The organism is Moheibacter sp. (assembly GCF_049672845.1).
Lineage (GTDB): Bacteria > Bacteroidota > Bacteroidia > Flavobacteriales > Weeksellaceae > Moheibacter.
Genome location: NZ_JBATWT010000023.1, coordinates 288,395 through 306,132, shown reverse-complemented (window position 1 = coordinate 306,132; position 17,738 = coordinate 288,395). Strand labels below are relative to the sequence as shown.

18 protein-coding genes are annotated in these 17,738 nt (G+C 38.6%); 13 read left to right on the top strand and 5 right to left on the bottom strand.

The window, feature by feature from the left end:
- Positions 1–10: 10 nt before the first annotated feature.
- From WBF63_RS09040 to WBF63_RS09000, 9 genes are all read left to right on the top strand, one after another.
- Positions 11–799, top strand: coding sequence for a S1/P1 nuclease (locus WBF63_RS09040; protein ID WP_424369387.1), 789 nt, complete (start codon positions 11–13; stop codon positions 797–799).
- 57 nt (positions 800–856) lie between these two features.
- Positions 857–1,447, top strand: a complete 591-nt coding sequence (locus WBF63_RS09035) for a thymidine kinase (protein ID WP_424369386.1) — start codon at positions 857–859, stop codon at positions 1,445–1,447.
- 133 nt (positions 1,448–1,580) lie between these two features.
- Positions 1,581–4,022: a bifunctional UDP-N-acetylmuramoyl-tripeptide:D-alanyl-D-alanine ligase/alanine racemase gene (locus WBF63_RS09030; RefSeq protein WP_424369385.1), complete on the top strand. Its 2,442-nt coding sequence runs from the start codon at positions 1,581–1,583 to the stop codon at positions 4,020–4,022.
- A gap of 96 nt (positions 4,023–4,118) precedes the next feature.
- Complete coding sequence (locus tag WBF63_RS09025; protein WP_424369384.1) at positions 4,119–4,640, top strand: ORF6N domain-containing protein; 522 nt, start codon at positions 4,119–4,121, stop codon at positions 4,638–4,640.
- A complete protein-coding gene (locus WBF63_RS09020; protein WP_424369667.1) occupies positions 4,621–5,103 on the top strand; it encodes a regulatory protein RecX in 483 nt (160 codons plus the stop codon). The genes WBF63_RS09025 and WBF63_RS09020 overlap by 20 nt, the downstream gene beginning before the upstream one ends.
- Before the next feature lie 72 nt (positions 5,104–5,175).
- Positions 5,176–5,706, top strand: a complete 531-nt coding sequence (locus WBF63_RS09015) for a DUF5004 domain-containing protein (RefSeq protein ID WP_424369383.1) — start codon at positions 5,176–5,178, stop codon at positions 5,704–5,706.
- Positions 5,707–5,789: 83 nt separating this feature from the next.
- Complete coding sequence (locus WBF63_RS09010) at positions 5,790–6,296, top strand: acyl-CoA thioesterase (protein ID WP_424369382.1); 507 nt, start codon at positions 5,790–5,792, stop codon at positions 6,294–6,296.
- Positions 6,289–7,332: a thiamine-phosphate kinase gene (gene thiL, locus WBF63_RS09005; RefSeq protein ID WP_424369381.1), complete on the top strand. Its 1,044-nt coding sequence runs from the start codon at positions 6,289–6,291 to the stop codon at positions 7,330–7,332. Before WBF63_RS09010 ends, thiL begins: the two co-directional genes overlap by 8 nt.
- 416 nt (positions 7,333–7,748) lie before the next feature.
- Complete coding sequence (locus tag WBF63_RS09000) at positions 7,749–8,354, top strand: C-type lectin domain-containing protein (RefSeq protein ID WP_424369666.1); 606 nt, start codon at positions 7,749–7,751, stop codon at positions 8,352–8,354.
- A gap of 48 nt (positions 8,355–8,402) precedes the next feature.
- On the opposite strand, the gene lepA is transcribed toward WBF63_RS09000, so the two are convergent.
- The 5 genes from lepA to WBF63_RS08975 form a co-directional block, all read right to left on the bottom strand.
- A complete protein-coding gene (lepA, locus tag WBF63_RS08995; protein ID WP_424369380.1) occupies positions 8,403–10,199 on the bottom strand; it encodes a translation elongation factor 4 in 1,797 nt (598 codons plus the stop codon).
- A gap of 164 nt (positions 10,200–10,363) precedes the next feature.
- Positions 10,364–11,131, bottom strand: coding sequence for a nitrilase-related carbon-nitrogen hydrolase (locus WBF63_RS08990; protein ID WP_424369379.1), 768 nt, complete (start codon positions 11,129–11,131; stop codon positions 10,364–10,366).
- Between the two features lie 73 nt (positions 11,132–11,204).
- A complete protein-coding gene (locus tag WBF63_RS08985) occupies positions 11,205–11,864 on the bottom strand; it encodes a phosphatase PAP2 family protein (RefSeq protein WP_424369378.1) in 660 nt (219 codons plus the stop codon).
- Positions 11,865–11,939: 75 nt separating this feature from the next.
- On the bottom strand, positions 11,940–13,505 hold the full coding sequence (locus tag WBF63_RS08980; RefSeq protein ID WP_424369377.1) for an Rne/Rng family ribonuclease: 1,566 nt from the start codon (positions 13,503–13,505) through the stop codon (positions 11,940–11,942).
- 194 nt (positions 13,506–13,699) lie between these two features.
- Positions 13,700–13,990: an HU family DNA-binding protein gene (locus WBF63_RS08975; RefSeq protein ID WP_424369376.1), complete on the bottom strand. Its 291-nt coding sequence runs from the start codon at positions 13,988–13,990 to the stop codon at positions 13,700–13,702.
- A 137-nt stretch (positions 13,991–14,127) separates the two neighbouring features.
- Between WBF63_RS08975 and mutY the strand changes: the two genes are divergently transcribed.
- From mutY to rseP, 4 genes are all read left to right on the top strand, one after another.
- Positions 14,128–15,153 carry an A/G-specific adenine glycosylase gene (mutY, locus tag WBF63_RS08970; protein ID WP_424369375.1) on the top strand — a complete coding sequence of 342 codons (1,026 nt, stop codon included), beginning with the start codon at positions 14,128–14,130 and terminating at the stop codon, positions 15,151–15,153.
- A 96-nt stretch (positions 15,154–15,249) separates the two neighbouring features.
- Positions 15,250–15,708, top strand: coding sequence for a single-stranded DNA-binding protein (locus WBF63_RS08965; protein WP_424369374.1), 459 nt, complete (start codon positions 15,250–15,252; stop codon positions 15,706–15,708).
- A 12-nt stretch (positions 15,709–15,720) separates the two neighbouring features.
- Positions 15,721–16,281, top strand: a complete 561-nt coding sequence (gene gldD / locus WBF63_RS08960) for a gliding motility lipoprotein GldD (protein ID WP_424369373.1) — start codon at positions 15,721–15,723, stop codon at positions 16,279–16,281.
- 51 nt (positions 16,282–16,332) lie between these two features.
- Positions 16,333–17,676 carry an RIP metalloprotease RseP gene (rseP, locus tag WBF63_RS08955; RefSeq protein ID WP_424369372.1) on the top strand — a complete coding sequence of 448 codons (1,344 nt, stop codon included), beginning with the start codon at positions 16,333–16,335 and terminating at the stop codon, positions 17,674–17,676.
- The last annotated feature ends 62 nt before the right edge of the window (positions 17,677–17,738 follow it).

Sequence of the window (17,738 nt, the reverse complement as noted above, 5' to 3'; positions counted from 1 at the left end):
TTTTAGAAATATGAGAATTTTAAATAACCTATTGGTTTTGGGGCTTTTGCTCACTTCTGTTTATTCATTTGCGTGGGGCACAACCGGACATAGGGTCGTGGCTGAAATTGCCGAAGCTCATTTAAACTGCAAAGCCAAACGGGAAATCAAAAAAATCATCGGGAAACAACCTTTGGCTTATTGGGCGAACTGGCCGGATTTCATCAAATCAAATCCCGACTGGAAAATGGCCGATTCTTGGCATTATCTCAACTTTCCCGGTGGTTTAAATCGAACTGAATTTGACCAAACTTTGGAAAATTCGTCCGAGGAAAATCTCTACAAACGCATTTTGATTATTATAGAAGAATTAAAAAATCATAAAAATTTATCGCTTGAGAAAAAACAGGAAAATCTTTACTTCCTGATTCACCTGATTGGCGATGCACATCAGCCGTTGCACATCGGACGTGAAGAAGATTTAGGTGGAAATAAAATTGAGGTCGAATGGTTCCGAAGCAAAACCAATATCCATTCGCTTTGGGATAGTAAACTCGTTGATTTTCAACAATACAGCTATACGGAATATGCCGAAGTGCTGGACTTTCACAATAAGAAATTCAATAAAACTTTAACCGCAGGAAACCTAAACGATTGGTTGTATGACTCTTATCAAAAAGCAGAAGATATTTATGCCAACACCAAAGCGGGTGACAAACTTTGGTTTCCATATAATTATCAGTACGTTTCCACTTTGGAAGAGCAATTGCTCAAAGGCGGATTGCGTCTTGCAAAGGTTTTGAATGAGGTTTTTAAATAATTTTCGGTTAAAATCCTTCACAAAACTTCTGAATAAAACAATTAACTTTGTTTTCCCATGTTTTTAGAAAACACCATAAACCATACCCGACAAAGCGGATGGATTGAAGTCATCTGCGGATCGATGTTTTCCGGCAAAACCGAAGAACTGATTCGTCGGATCAACCGTGCGAAATTTGCCAAACAAAAAGTTGAAATCTTCAAACCCGCTGTGGATACGCGATACGATGAAGAAGAAGTGGTTTCACACAATCAAAATTCATTGATTGCAACACCCGTGGAATCGGCTTATAATATTCTGATTTTGGCCAATGAATGCGAAGTCGTAGGGATTGATGAAGCCCAATTTTTTGATGAAGGAATTGTGGAAGTCGCCAATCAGCTGGCAAATGCAGGAAAACGTGTCATCATTGCCGGGCTCGATATGGATTTCAAAGGACGGCCCTTTGGTTCGATGCCTTATCTGATGGCTACCGCCGAATACGTCACAAAAGTCCATGCAATTTGTGTGAAAACAGGGAATTTGGCGCATTATTCCCATCGGAAAATCCAAAGTGATAAATTAGTGGAGCTGGGTGAAAAAGAGGAATATGAACCACTGAGTCGGACGGCTTTTTGGGAAGAACGGAAAAAGGAGAATAATAGTTAAACATATTCAGTCTTTGTGTGCCATTGTGAATTTCTTTGTGTACCTAGTGGTTAAATTCAAAAAATCTATTTACCACAAAGTTCGCAAAGTTTGACACAAAAGTTCACAAAGGAAATTAAATCGATTTAATAATTTGAAAGCCTACGAAACAAAAGAATTAGCAGAAATTATTTCGGCTGAAATAACCGGAAATCCCACCGGAAAGATTGAAGAAATCTATTTCGACTCCCGGACGATTTACCAGCCCAATCATGCTGTGTTTTTTGCATTTGGCGACAATAAATATACATCGGAAGCTTATAAAAAAGGCATTCGGATTTTTGTGGTTGCCCAAACCGAAGAAATCTTTGAAGATGCGGTTTATCTAAAGGTTCCTTCGCCTCTGAAAGCATTACAGGAATGGGCGAAATCTCATCGTAAAAACTTCAATTTACCCGTCATCGGAATTACCGGAAGCAACGGAAAAACCATTGTCAAAGAATGGTTGAATCAACTTTTGTGGAAAGACTTCTCAATCGTGCGAAGTCCGAAAAGCTATAATTCCCAGATTGGTGTTCCGCTTTCGGTTTTGCAGATGAAGTCTGAAAATTCACTCGGAATTTTTGAAGCCGGAATTTCCAAACCCGGCGAAATGGAGGTTTTGGAAGAAATTATCCAACCGAAAATCGGTGTGCTCACCCATATAAGCTCGGCGCATTTGGAGAATTTCAGTTCGAAAGAAAAAATCATAAGAGAGAAAATCAAATTATTTCAAAATGCAGAAATAATCATTTATAATTCTGATAATGAATTGGTTGAAAAAACTCTAAAAGAAGTTTATCCCGATAAGAAATTCTTTAGTTTCGGTAAAAAATCCGGCAGTACGATTCAAATCATTTCCACTCAAGAAGTTTCAAAAGGAACAAAAATTCAGGTACAATTCAATTCCCAAAATCATTCATTTCAAATTCCATTTCAAGACGAAGCTTCGATCGAAAACATTTTGACGGTTTTGACAGTAATTCTTGCGCTGGAACTGGATTTATCGGACTATTTAGCTTTGACTTCCCAACTTTTACCCATAGAAATGCGTTTGGAAATCAAGGAAGCGATTCGTGAGAGTGTTGTGATCAATGATAGTTTCAATTCGGATTTACATTCGGTAAAAGTAGCCTTGGACGTATTGGCACAACAAGCCTTTCCACGCAAAAGTCTGGTGCTGACCGATGTGCTTCAAAGCAGTCTGGACAAAGGTGAATTGTATCAAAAAGTAGCAGATTTGGTGAATTCTCATCAGATCGATGATTTGGTTTTGATTGGAGAATTCATTCCGAAATACAAAAACCTCTTCCAAACGCCTGCCCGAACTTTTGAAAACACCGACGAATTTCTGAAAGAACTGAGCGTTCAAAATGTGCACAACGAAGCTATTTTGCTCAAAGGCGCAAGACCTTTCCAACTAGAGAAAATCTCTGCATTTCTGGAGAAAAAATCACATGATACAGTATTGGAAATCAATCTGAAAGCCTTGATTGACAATGTGAATTTTTTCAAAAGTAAACTTCGTCCGGAAACCAAAATCATGGCGATGATCAAAGCGAATTCCTACGGAACCGGAAGTTTTGAAATCGCCCAAACGCTTGAGTATCAAAAAATTGATTATTTAGGTGCTGCCTATGCCGATGAAGGAGTTGAGCTTCGCAAAGCCGGAATTACCTTGCCGATTATGGTGATGAACCCCGAGCAAAGCAGTTATTCGTCCATTATTGATTTCAAACTTGAACCTGAAATTTACAGTCTTCGGGTTTTGGATTTATTTCTTCAAACTTTAAAGGAAAAATCGATTACAGAAGCTTATCCAATTCATCTGAAAATTGATTCCGGAATGAACCGATTGGGTTTTCGTGCCGAACAAATTGATGAATTGATTCAAAAATTAAGTTCCGAAAAATCGGTGGTTGTAAAATCTATTTTTACGCACTTGGCCACGGCAGATGTGCCGGAAGAAAAAACCTTCGCCAAAGAACAATTAAGAATCTTTGACGAAATCTATGACAAAATCTCAGTAGAATTGAACATAAAGCCGGTCAAACATGCTTTGAATTCGCCGGGGATTATTCATTTTCCTGAAAATCAATATGATGCTGTTCGGCTTGGAATCGGGATGTACGGAATTTCAGACGATGAAGATTCCCGGAAACAGCTGAAAAATGTGGTGACTTTCAAAACTGTGATTTCACGGATTTCGGAAATTCAAACAGGCGAAACGGTAAGTTACGGCCGAAGGTTCAAAGCGGAAAGAAAAACCCGGATTGCGACGCTTCCGGTCGGATATGCCGATGGCATTCGTCGGTCTTTGGGCAATGGCGTAGGGAAAGTTTCCATTCACGGAAAACTGGTCCCCATCGTCGGGACGGTTTGTATGGATATGCTGATGTTAGATGTCACGGATTGCCCTTGCAAAGAAGGTGATGAAGTCATTATTTTTGGGGAAAATCCGAGCATCTCAGAGGTTGCCGAACAAATGGGCACGATTCCTTACGAAGTTTTGACTTCGATATCTTCCAGGGTTAAAAGGGTTTATTATAGGGAGTAAAAATTCTTAACCTTGCTAAAGTTATATCCACACCGCCGAAAACTATGTAAAGGTTTTGACCAAATTCTTTAAATTTACTTTCCTAAACTTAAATCTATGCAACTCACCACAATTCAAAACAAAATCTATGAAGTTCGCGGGCTAAGTGTCATGCTGGATTTCGATTTAGCTGAGCTATACGAAGTAGAAACAAAAAGGTTAAATGAAGCCGTGAAGCGTAATATTGAAAGGTTTCCTGAAAGGTTCATGTTTCGTCTAACAAAAACAGAATGGGAAGTTATGCGGTCGCAAATTGCGACCGCATCAGATCAAAGCAAAAGAAATATTTCCACTACACCTTTTGCTTTCACCGAACATGGCGTGACGATGCTTGCCAGCGTTTTACGAAGTAAAAAAGCTATTCAAACAAATATCGCCATTGTAGAAGCATTCATTTCATTGAAAGAATTTGTATTGAATTACAAAGAATTATCGGATAAATTAAAAGAACTGGAATCCCGATACGATAAAAATTTTAAGGATATTTACCAGGCGATAAATTTTCTGATTGAAAAAGAAAAACAATCAAGTCAACAAAAAGATAGAACCAAAATTGGGTATAAAAAAGAAGGAAAATAATACCGGCAGCCAAAGTTTCACTGTTAATGAAATCCGTGATAAACTGGCCAAATATTGTGCTTACCAGGATCGTTGTCATTGGGAAGTAGAAAACAAAATGCGGGAATTTGAACTCATCCCCGAAGCACATGAGGAAATTTTGATTTATCTGATTCAACATAATTTTTTGAACGAAGAACGTTTTGTCCGAAGTTTTGTTCGTGGGAAGTTCAATCAGAAAAACTGGGGTAGAATTAAAATCAGGATAGAATTAAAAAAACGGAAAATCTCTTCCAGACTGATTGAATCTGCGCTTCTTGAAATCGATGAGGATGATTATCTGAAAACCCTTCAGAATTTATTTGAAAAGAAAAAAAACAATTTAAAATCTGAACGGGAAAGTTTTAAGAAAAAAGCCAAAATCAGGAATTATCTTTTGCAAAAAGGCTTTGAAAGTGAAATAATTGCAGACCTCTTCCGTTAAACTGTTAATCATCCGATTAAAATTTTGATATTTTTTAAAAAGCCTTAATTTTATCCGAAATAATTAATACACATGAAAAAAATAGCATTGAGTTTGTTGGTTTTTACGGTATCATTTGGGATTTATTCCTGTGATCCTTGGGAAGACGACAGCTACCATGATGGAACAACGCCGGGCGAAGAAGTTGAAATACCGGGAAATTGGAAATTGACTTCTATTACACTGCAGGAAGCATTTGATTTTAATGGAGATGGAACAGCGAGTACGGACTTGATGGCTGAAACCAATTGTTACCAAAATGAATTAATGGCATTTAATGCAGATTTTACAGGTATTTCCACTTCGAATTCCTATGCGAACGTTATCGTAAATGGCGACACTTATATCACCGAATGTATACCTGAAATGGAAGAAACCACCTTTGTATGGGCGCAGACCCAAAATACGGTTGTATTGACGATTGATACCCAAAACATCAATGCCACCTTAAATGGGGACGTTTTGGCCTTTACCATTCCGGAAGGATTTACGGCCTCTGACGGTCAACCCGGCGGATATACCATCACACAAGACATCATCATGACCTACCAAAAATTACCTTAAATTTCAAAAATAACGATACAAAGCCGCCTCCAGATGAGCGGCTTTTCTATTTTCTGTTCTTATCTTTGCCAAAACAAATTTGAATGAAAACGTTTTTTGCCGAAACCATTGTTCGATGGTCAGATTTGGATGCCAATATGCATTTGGCTAATTCGTCTTATATGAATTTCACAAGTTTTGCCCGAATCGCATTTTTACGCGAATGCGGAATTAAACTTTCAGATCTGGCGAAATATAAAATCGGTCCGGCTGTTTTGCGGGAAGAATTTTCATTTTTCCGTGAAGCGCATGAAGGCCAGGAAGTGATGATTTCCGTTACGGTAAGCGGAAATTCGGAAAACGGAGAAATCTTTGAATTCGAACATAATTTATACGACAAAAAAACAGGAACACATTTGGCTTATTCCCGCGTTTTTGGGGTTTGGTTTTCAATGACCGAACGAAAAAAAATGCCGCCTCCGGCTGAAATGCACGAAAAAATTATGACAAATGTAAATCAGGAAAAATGCAGAATTCTGAGTTATTCAGATATGAAAAATCTGCCCGTTCATCCGCAGAATATTGACCCAAATACTTTAAAAAATGCTTGACGATAAACAACCACAACTAACGCCACTTGAAGAAATCGGTGAATTCGGACTGATTAAACACCTGACAAAATCTTTTGAAATTCAGAATGAAAGCACTCAAAAAGCCGTCGGTGATGATTCAGCCGTTTTGAATTTTGGTGAGAGGGAAACAGTGGTTTCGACTGATATGCTTATCGAAGGTGTTCATTTCAATCTGGCTTATGTGCCTTTGAAACATTTGGGCTATAAATCGGTAATTGTGAATCTAAGTGATATTTATGCGATGAATGCCACTCCGACTCAGGTGCTCGTTTCGATTGCGGTTTCAAGTCGATTTCCTGTGGAAGCTCTGGAGGAATTGTATGCGGGAATTCAAATTGCCTGCAAAAATTATAAAGTAGATTTAATAGGTGGTGACACAACTTCTTCAACAAGCGGACTGATCATCAGCGTGACGGCCATTGGCTCTGCAAAAAAAGAAGATATAACCTATCGCGACGGTGCCCATGAAAATGATTTGTTAGTGGTAAGCGGAGATTTAGGTGCAGCTTATTTGGGTTTACAGGTTTTGGAAAGAGAAAATGAAGTTTTTAAAGTCAATCCGAATGTTCAGCCCGATCTGGCCGAATATGAATATCTGGTAGGACGACAATTGAAACCGGAAGCCGGTAAAAATATTGTGGAATTATTGAAAGAATTGGAAATCAAACCGACTTCTATGATTGATGTTTCGGACGGACTTTCGTCGGAAATCCTCCATTTGTCCAAACAAAGCGGATATGGTTTTAAAGTTTATGAAGAAAAAATCCCCTTGGACCCTATGGTCATTAAAACGGCAGAAGAATTTGGCATTAATCCAATTACATGCGCTTTAAATGGCGGCGAAGATTATGAATTATTGTTTACGATTTCTCAAGGTGATTATGATAAAATAAAGGGCAATCCAAACTTCACGGTCATTGGGCATACAACCGAGCAGAATGCTGAGAATTATCTGATGTTAAAAGGAAGTGAATCGGCTATGCCTCTCGACGCACAGGGATGGAAAAATTTTTAGAATATTACAAACTCGAAACTTATTGTTAACAATGCTTCTAATTTTTATATCTATTTTTGTCGCCGAAATAACCACCTAAACCTGCTTAAATACTAATTAAACCAATTCTTAGAAAAAATGAAAAGAATCATTACTTTTTTATTGCTTCTTGGAAGTTTCAATTCTTTGTATTCACAAGTAGGTATCAATACGTAGCCTCCACACAGTTCTGCGGCTTTGGATATGTCTGAGAGTACCAAGGGATTTCTCGCACCAAGAATTGCATTACTGGATGACAGAGATGTTACCACAATTGCCGAGCCTAGAAGAGGCTTACTGGTTTTCAACACAACTTCCAATTCCACGCTTCAGCCCGGAATTATTATTGGAATAATTCGAAATGGGAACCATTTTACAATACTACCAATGAAGTAGTTCTGAACATTTCTCAAACTATTTTTGCGTCCAGCCTGGGATATGTTCCTTCAGGAACTCCTGCTGAAGCACCTGAAATCTTTAGTTTTGATGGGATTTCCTCAACCGGACGTACTTGTATTGATTTTACAGATTCCTATACGGGAGCCATTGCAAAGACTTACTGCGGATATTCCCTGGATACTTCCGTTAGTTGGGAACAGGCATTTAATTTCGCCAAACTATTGAAAGGATATCTTGCCACGATTACTTCTACCGAAGAGTGGGAAGCAATCAAAACCAATCTCATTGACAATAGTGGAACAAGCTATAATATGAATACTTCAATCTGGATTGGCTATAACAAAGTTAACTTTTCCGGTAATCTTACTGAATTTACCTGGATTACCGGTGAAAAATCCAAAGTAAACTGGGGGATTGATAATCAAACTGAAGAGTATTTTGATGGTGGGGAGCCTAACAATCAAGGTGGAAACGAAGGCTGTGTTCATGTAAAGCATAGTAATCTCGGCTCAGATCGCAGATGGAACGACATCACATGTGAGAGCGCAGGTGGTACTGGATGGAGTGCGCCCTGGCGACATTTAATTATCGAATTTCATCAATAATTCCAATTGATAAAAACAAAACCCGCTCAAGAGCGGGTTTCTTATTTTCTAATCGTTTAGTTTCAATACAGCGAGGAAAGCCGATTGCGGCACCTCTACTCTTCCGATCTGTCGCATTTTCTTCTTACCTGCTTTTTGTTTTTCAAGAAGTTTACGCTTACGCGAAATATCTCCTCCATAACATTTTGCGGTAACGTCTTTACGCAAAGCTTTGATGGTTTCACGCGCAATGATTTTTGCACCGATAGCCGCCTGAATCGGAATGTCAAATTGTTGTCTTGGAATCAGTTCTTTTAACTTTTCACACATCTTCTTCCCGATTCCATAGGCATTATCAACGTGAATCAGTGCCGAAAGCGCATCTACCGGCTCAGCATTGATCAAAATATCAACTTTAACCAATTTCGAAGCACGCATATCCAAAGGAGCATAATCAAAAGACGCATATCCTTTGGAAATCGATTTCAAACGGTCATAAAAATCAAAAACAACTTCTGCCAAAGGCAGTTCAAAAATTAATTCAACTCTGTGCTGAGTCAGATAAGTCTGGTTTTTCAGAATTCCGCGCTTTTCAATACACAAGGTCATCACCTGTCCCACGAAATCTGATTTGGTAATGATAGAAGCACGGATATATGGCTCTTCCACCCGGTTCAAACCGGATGGATCGGGCAATTCCGAAGGATTATTTACCAACATCATTTTATCGGGATGCTTTTCTGTATAAGCATGGTAAGACACATTGGGAACCGTCGTAATCACATTCATATTAAATTCACGCTCCAAACGTTCCTGGATGATTTCCAAATGTAGCATTCCAAGGAATCCACAACGGAAACCAAAACCAAGCGCAGCGGAAGATTCGGGCTCAAACGTAAGCGAAGCATCGTTTAATCTTAATTTTTCAATCGAAAAACGAAGTTCTTCATAATCCTCTGTATCAACCGGATAAATCCCTGCGAAAACCATTGGCTTCACCTCTTCAAATCCGGCGATAGCTTCTGCAGCAGGATTTTCTACTGAAGTGATCGTATCCCCGACTTTTACTTCAACGGCTTCTTTAATTCCGGAAATAATATAGCCTACATCACCTGTTTTGATGACTTTCTTTTCTACTTGTTTTAATTTTAAAGTTCCCACTTCATCGGCACCGTATTTCTTACCGGTCGCCATGAATTTTACTTCCTGACCTTTTCTGATTTCGCCGTTTACAACTTTAAAAAAAGCTTCAATTCCACGAAACGGATTATAAACAGAGTCAAAAATCAGCGCTTGCAGCGGTGCTTCGGGATCTCCTTTTGGTGGTGGAACTTTCTCTATAATTGTATGCAAAAGATGCTCAACACCTTCCCCGGTTTTACCACTCACGCGTAAAACTTCTTCGGGAGCGCAACCCAATAAATCCACAATATCGTCGGTAACTTCTTCGGGATTGGCACTTGGAAGGTCAATTTTATTCAAAACCGGAATGATTTCCAAATCATTCTCCAATGCAAGATATAAATTTGAAATGGTCTGTGCCTGAATGCTTTGCGCGGCATCTACAATCAGCAAAGCACCTTCACAAGCTGCGATGGATCGGGAAACTTCGTATGAAAAATCAACGTGGCCCGGTGTATCGATCAAGTTTAAAATATAGGTTTCGCCATCTTTTTCATATTCCATCTGGATGGCGTGGGATTTAATGGTAATCCCTTTTTCGCGTTCCAAATCCATATCGTCCAAAACCTGATTTTGCAGTTCCCGTTCCGTAACGGTGTTGGTTATCTGCAACAATCTGTCTGCCAGGGTACTTTTACCGTGGTCAATATGCGCAATGATACAAAAATTACGAATGTTTTTCATCGATTTAATTAAGAAGGCAAAAATACGCTAATCCGTTTAGACTACAATAATTTTCAGGGTGAGAAAGAAAGAATTAATTCATCAATCGTAGTTAATGAAGACGGGCAGGGAAATTGTAAATTCTATGGCCTTGCCTTTCAATTTGGCCGGAACTAAAGTTGTCTTTAAATTAATTTGAATTCATCTTTGTCATTCAGAAAACGGAAATGTTGACGGTATTTTTTTACCGTTTCGAGTGAAATTTCTGTTTCTAAAAGGAATTTCTTTTTAGAAGTCAGTTTGTTCTCGGTTCCAATCGGATCAAAAACTTTGGAATTTCCGTCATATTCCAAATCATAATCATCGGTTCCAAGTCGGTTTACCCCGATCGTATAAGCCATATTTTCAATCGCTCTGGCTCTCAGCAAGGCTTTCCATGGTTCAATTCTCACAATCGGCCAGCTCGCAACGCAAATCAGCGCATCATAGTCATCTGTATTCCGACACCAAACCGGAAAACGCAGATCATAACAAACAATCAGTCTGAATTTCCATCCGCGGAATTCTACATTCACAATTTCATTTCCGGGCGTGTATGCTTCGGTCTCTTTTCCGTATCCGAACAGATGTTTCTTATCGTAAAAAGTCGTTCCTTCGGGCGTTACAAAATAAAATCTGTTTAGAAATTTACCTTTGTCTTCGGTTGCCACACTCCCGCAAATCGCACAATTATCCCTTTCGGCGATAGATTTCATCCATTCATAAGTTTTCCCAAAGGCCGGTTCTGAAATATTTTTGGAGTTCATGGAAAATCCGGTTGTAAACATTTCGGGCAGAATGATTAAATCCGAATGATGGTTTTCAAGTAATTCGTTTAGAAATTCAAGATTGATTTGGGGGTTCTCCCATTCGATATCGTATTCAGCCAGGCTGATTTTAAGCGTTTCTTTCATGCTTCAAATTTAGGAATTGAATTAATGGAAAAGAAATTCTTTTCTGAATGAATCAGCGGAAAATTCGAAGAAATTATTTTGAAGGAATGATTTTCCGGTCAAGTTTTGTGTTGGGACAATCCCAGATAAGGTAATAGCCCAAAATAACAAAAAACAATCCAAGGAAACTGCCACCCACCGTGTCAATGACAAAATGTTTTGAAAGATATACTCTTCCGATGGCTACAAGTCCCATCATCATACAGATAATTACTTGTAGGGTACGATTCCTCGTTTGGGTACAAAGATAGAAACACAAAATAACCGCAAGAACGGTATGCCCCGAAGGAAAAGTATAAGGAATCTGGGATTCCACGCCTTCAATGAGACGAAGTTTTATGTTTTTTAATTCGAAATAGTACGTGGGACGATGTCCATGGACGAAAACAGATCGTTTGATAATCGAACTTCCAATGCTCGAAAGAAGCGCTGTACTTCCCAAAAACACAAAATGACGCCAGTTCTTTTTCCAAATAATGTAAATCAAGGTTGCAATCAAAACATAAGTTGTAGCTACGTCCGTATAGTATTTGAAAAAAACGTCAAAAAATCTATTGTGGTAATGTTGATTGAAAAATAAATGAAGCTCATCTTTCCCATAATAGGAAACAGCCAACAGCCCTGTGAAATTGATCACAAAAAATATAAAAAAGAACGGCCACTGCCACTTCAATAAATCTTTTTTCGGCTCCATTTTAAATTTGTGGCAAATTAACTGAAAAAATAACTCATCTTGAAATTAAATCTGAAAATTTATCCTTTCTTGACTTTAATTTGACTCGTTGTGCAAAGTGTTATTCTTATTTAAGAAATTGAATTGCAAATATTTATAAGAATCTCTCGGGACAATCTTAATCCATTTTTTATATTTCACATACCATTTCTGTCTGATGCTCGGAATCCCCTTGGTCAGGTAAGCCGCCACAAACGGATGGACATGCAGGGAAATTTCGTTCAGCTTTTTGCCCTTCGTTTCCATTATATTGCGCAAAACCTGCTCAATTCTACCAATCAGAATAATCGGTGCTTCTACTTTTTCGTCAGCATTCGGATTTTCTTCTGTGGTAATTATATTCAGTTCCGGTCGCACACGTTGTCGCGTAATTTGGATCAAACCAAATTTACTCGGTGGTAAGATTTTGTGTTTCGCCTTGTCTTTCTGCATTTCGGCTTTGAGATGCTCATAAAGATCACGTTTGTTTTCATTGTTGGTCATATCAATAAAGTCAACCACAATGATTCCGCCCATATCACGCAACCTGAGCTGACGTGCGATTTCAGTAGCCGCAATTTTATTGACCGCAAGCGCCGTTTCCTCCTGATTACTTGAACTTCTGGAAATATTTCCCGAATTCACATCAATCACATGAAGTGCTTCTGTGTGTTCAATTACCAGATAAGCACCTTTGGACTGCGGAATGGTTACATTTTTCCCAAATGAAAACTTAATTTGTCTTTCAATTCCCAGTTTTTCAAACAATGGAATATCACCCGGAGGAGTTATTTTCACAATATCCGACTTACCCGGCGCAATGACATTGAGATATTCTTTCATATCTTCTGCCAGGCTTTCATCATCCACTGTAATTTTCACGAAATCTTCGTTGAAAGTATCACGCAAAATCGCTGAAGCTCTGTCCATTTCATTCAGAAGTTTGGTAGGAACCACTTTTTTCTGAATATTTTTGAAAACCACCTGCCATTTATTGATCAGGTAATTCAAGTCGGCATGGAGTTCGGCCACTTTTTTACCTTCGGCAACCGTACGGATGATAATCCCAAAACCTTCAGGCTTTATGCTCTCCACCAAAGCGACCAAACGATCTCTTTCTGTTTTGGACTTAATCTTTTGAGAAACCGAAACTTTATCGGAAAACGGACTCAAAATGAGATAACGTCCCGCAATAGAGATTTCAGAAGTAATCCGTGGACCTTTTGTATGAATGGGTTCCTTGGTAATCTGAATCACAATGCTGTCGCCGGCAGAAACCACTTTGTCAATCGTTCCATCTTTTTTAATCATTTCTTCCTTTCGGAAGGATTTCAGGTTGGCTGATTTAAATTTTCCGCTACTTACCAGATTGGTATAGGTAATGAGTGATCGCACATTTGGACCTAAATCATGGTAATGCAAAAATGCGTCTTTGGAATATCCAATATCCACAAAGGCGGCATTCAGGCTGGGTGCAAGCTTCTTGACTTTGCCAAGATACATATCCCCTACAGCAAAATTCAGATCGACATTTTCATGATGGAGTTCCATCAGCCGACCGTCTTCCAACATGGCAATCTGCACGAAATCTTGTCCAGAGGAAACAACTAATTCTTTATTCATTATTTAATTTTAAATGAATATGAAACAAACGACAAAAGCACTTTCCAAATTCTTTCGGATTTGGAAAATGCTGTTCTTAAGGTAATCAAACAGATTATTTTTTCTTTTTATGTCTGTTCAATCTACGTCTTTTCTTGCGTTTGTGCGTTGCTACCTTATGTCTTTTTCTTTTTTTTCCGCTTGGCATATTCTAATTATTTTACTTTAACTTTTGATTTAACGCTTTCTACAAACGTTTTGGCCGGTTTAAATGCCGGTACATTGTGTGCAGGAATTACAATTGAAGTTCCTTTTGAAATATTGCGTCCAGTTTTGGAAGCTCTTTTTTTGATGGTAAATGAACCAAACCCTCTTAAATAAACATTTTCCCCGGACTCCAAAGAATTTTTCACTTCCTCCATAAAATGTTCAACTACTTTCTGAGTTTCGTTTTTCTCTAAACCTAATTTAGTAGAAATGTTACTCACAATTTCTGCTTTCGTCATGATTAAATATATTTTGTTGCTAAATTTGCTAACCCTTAAACTGCTTAAAAATCAACAACTAAGTTTAAACAGTTTGTTTGAAACGGGTGCAAATATAACATTTGTAGTAAAACAAAAAAAGAATTCTAATCATATTTATGACTTTTAACTCCCTGATATTGATTTGGTTTGACAAAAACAAACGAAATCTTCCCTGGAGAACTCATTCTGACCCATATAAAATCTGGCTTTCAGAAATTATTCTCCAACAAACTCGTGTGGCTCAGGGAATTGATTACTATCTGAAATTCACAGAAACTTATCCCACCATACAGGATTTGGCAGCTGCCTCAGAGCAGGACGTTTTACGTATTTGGCAAGGACTTGGCTATTATTCCCGTGCCCGAAATCTGCATGCAACGGCAAAATTTATTGTGGAAAATCATCGGGGAAAATTCCCCAACAATTATAAAGAACTTTTAAAATTGAAAGGAATCGGCCCTTACACCGCAGCAGCTATTGCTTCCATCGCATTCGACGAAGCAGTTTCGGCAGTGGACGGGAATGTTTTCAGGGTTTTTTCGAGGTATTTCAACATTCATCTCGATATTTCCCAACCCAAAACCCGAAATTATTTTTTCCAATTAGGTAACGAAATCATCGACCCGAAAAAACCCGGTGACTTCAATCAGGCCGTGATGGAACTGGGCGCAACGGTTTGTCTTCCCGTAAACCCAAAGTGTGAAATATGTCCGGTAAATGAATCCTGTGAAGCCCTGACGCAAAAAACCATTACTCAATTGCCCGTTAAAACAAAGAAAACCAAAGTCAGCCAGCGCTATTTCCATTTTATGGAAATTTCTGACGGAAAAAATTTCCTGATGACGAAACGGGAAGAAAAAGATGTATGGAAAAATCTTTTCACTTTCCCGCTTATAGAATTATCTGAAAACGAGTCGATTCCAAAAATGATTTCATCCGGAATTAATTTTGAAAAAACACACGAAGAAATCCACATTCTCACGCACCAGAAACTCAATATCACCTTTTGGAAAACCAAAACCAAAGAAGAAGAACTCCAAAATCACGCTGAAAAGCTGAAAGCAGAGATTTATTCGCTCGCTGAACTTGACCAACTTCCGCTACCAAGGCCGATGGAAAAATATCTGGACAAAAAAATCTGAATATTTCGTTAAGATAAAATGCGGCGCAATGATTTATCTTTGCGTTTTGTATATTTACAATTGAAAAATTAATTCGTTTTTGATAATAGAAGAAATATGAACGGAACGTTAAACAAAGTAATTCTCATCGGGAATGTAGGTGATGATGTGAAAATCCATCAGTTTGATGACAATAATAAAATAGGAAGATTTCCGCTCGCCACGAGCGAAAGTTATACTTCACGCGAAACAGGTGAAAAGGTTTCACAAACCGAATGGCACAATATAATAGTCCGAAATAAAGTAGCCGAAATCTTCGAAAAATTTGTAAAAAAAGGCGACAAACTTTATATAGAAGGCAAACTGAAATCCCGAAAATGGCAGGATCAAAACGGTCAGGATCGTTACACAACCGAAATAATCGTGAGTGAGTTCACCTTCCTCACTCCAAAAAGCTCAGGATCAGGTGAATACAACTCTCCCCAAAACGAAACAAATTCAGCTTATCAACCTCCAAAGCAGGAATCTTCTTCGCCATCGGCCGATATGGATGAGACAGATGATTTGCCTTTCTAATCCATGTTTTCTATGAGAATTATACTGGGAATGTTGGTTTTGACGATGCTGGTCGGATGCAAGGAGGATTATAACCTAAAACCCATAGGTCATGTAAGGCTTGAATATCCGGAGCCGGTTTACAAAAATCTTGATACCCATTGCGGATTTAGTTTTGACTACTCACAACAGGCTGAAAAAAGAGACAAAGAAAATAATCCTTGCTGGTTTGTGCTTCATTATCCAGATATGAAAGCCAATATTTACCTGACTTATTTTCCGGTCAAAGATCAGGAAGACCTCGCAATAAAAATTAAGGACAGCGAAAAATTTGTTCAGGAACAAACCGCTAAGGCAAGTTATATTGCGCCTCGGGAATTTATTTTTGACGAGAAGAAAGTTTATGGAACTTTGTTTGAATTGGGAGGAGAGTCAGCCATTAATCTGCAGTTTCATGCCACTGATAGTCTTCAGAATTTATTGAGCGGATCCATTTATTTCTCAACACCACCACAATACGACTCACTCCAGCCGGCAATTCAATATCTAAAAAGGGATGTCATCCACCTGATTGAAACATTGGAATGGAAATAATTTCGCGTAAACTTTAAAAAGCGTAATTTCGCAACTTATTTTGACTAAACAATGAAAGAGATTTTTATACAAGTTGTCCAGCTGATTTTGTGTTTGTCCATTTTGGTGACACTTCATGAGTTAGGCCACTACTGGGCAGCTAAATATTTTAAAACAAGGGTAGAAAAATTCATGCTGTTTTTTGATCCCGGATTTGCAATCTTCAAGAAAAAAATCGGTGAAACGGTTTATGGAATCGGGTGGCTACCATTGGGTGGTTATGTGAAAATTGCCGGAATGATTGACGAGAGCATGGACAAAGAGCAACTCAAAAAACCACCTCAGCCCTGGGAATTTCGTAGCAAACCGGCCTGGCAACGACTCATCATCATGCTGGCGGGAATCTTTGTAAATTTCATCCTTGCCTGGTTGATTTATACAGTGATGTTGGCTGTGAATGGTGATAATTATATTTCCATCGACAAAATGCAGGAAAACGGACTCGAATTCAGCGAAGCTATGAAACACGCCGGATTTCAGGACGGAGATAAAATCCTGACGGTTGACGGAAAACATCAGCCACGCGCAGACTGGATGGTCGTGGATATTCTTCTGGCCGAACAAGTGATGGTAGAAAGAAATGGCCAGGAAGTTCCGATTAATATTAATGACGGTGGTATCAAAGCCATTCTGAACGGCGCCAAAGGACAAGGGCTTTATATGCCTTCACCCAAAGAAATTATTGTGGATTCCTTGATTCCAAACGGAAATGCATTAAAAGCCGGTGTTCAGAAAAATGACCGAATCATCGGAATCAATAATATGGCAATTAATAATTTCGGAGAATTGAAAAAGACATTGGATACGCATAAAAACGATTCAATCCGTCTTGACATCGTCCGAAACGGAGAAAAAATTGAAGTTGCGGTTTTGGTTTCAGATTCTGCTTCACTTGGATTTGGCAGACAAGGAGTCGATGAATCTTTTCTGAAAGGTTTGCAGGTTACCCGCGAATATGGAGTTTTGGAAGCGATTCCAGCCGGACTGAATAAGACTTTCACCAATCTTGCTTATCAGATTAAACAATTCAAATTATTAATCCGTCCAAAAACGGAGGCTTACAAACAAATCAGCGGACCGCTAAGACTATTCAAAGTTTTTGACCCTGAATGGGATTGGACACGTTTCTGGAATTTCACGGCTATGTTTTCGATTTGGCTGGCGTTTTTGAACTTATTACCGATTCCGGCACTTGACGGAGGACATGCCATGTTTACGATTATCGAAATGATCACCGGAAGAAAGATGAGCGAAAAGACCATGGAAATAGCCCAAATCACTGGTTTTGTAATCCTTATGTCGTTAATGGCATTGGTATTTGGAAACGATATAATTCACCTGATAAAAGGCACATAAAAAATATTAAAATTTTTCTTGCAAGTATAAAATTTCCGTTCTATATTTGCCGTCCGTTAAAG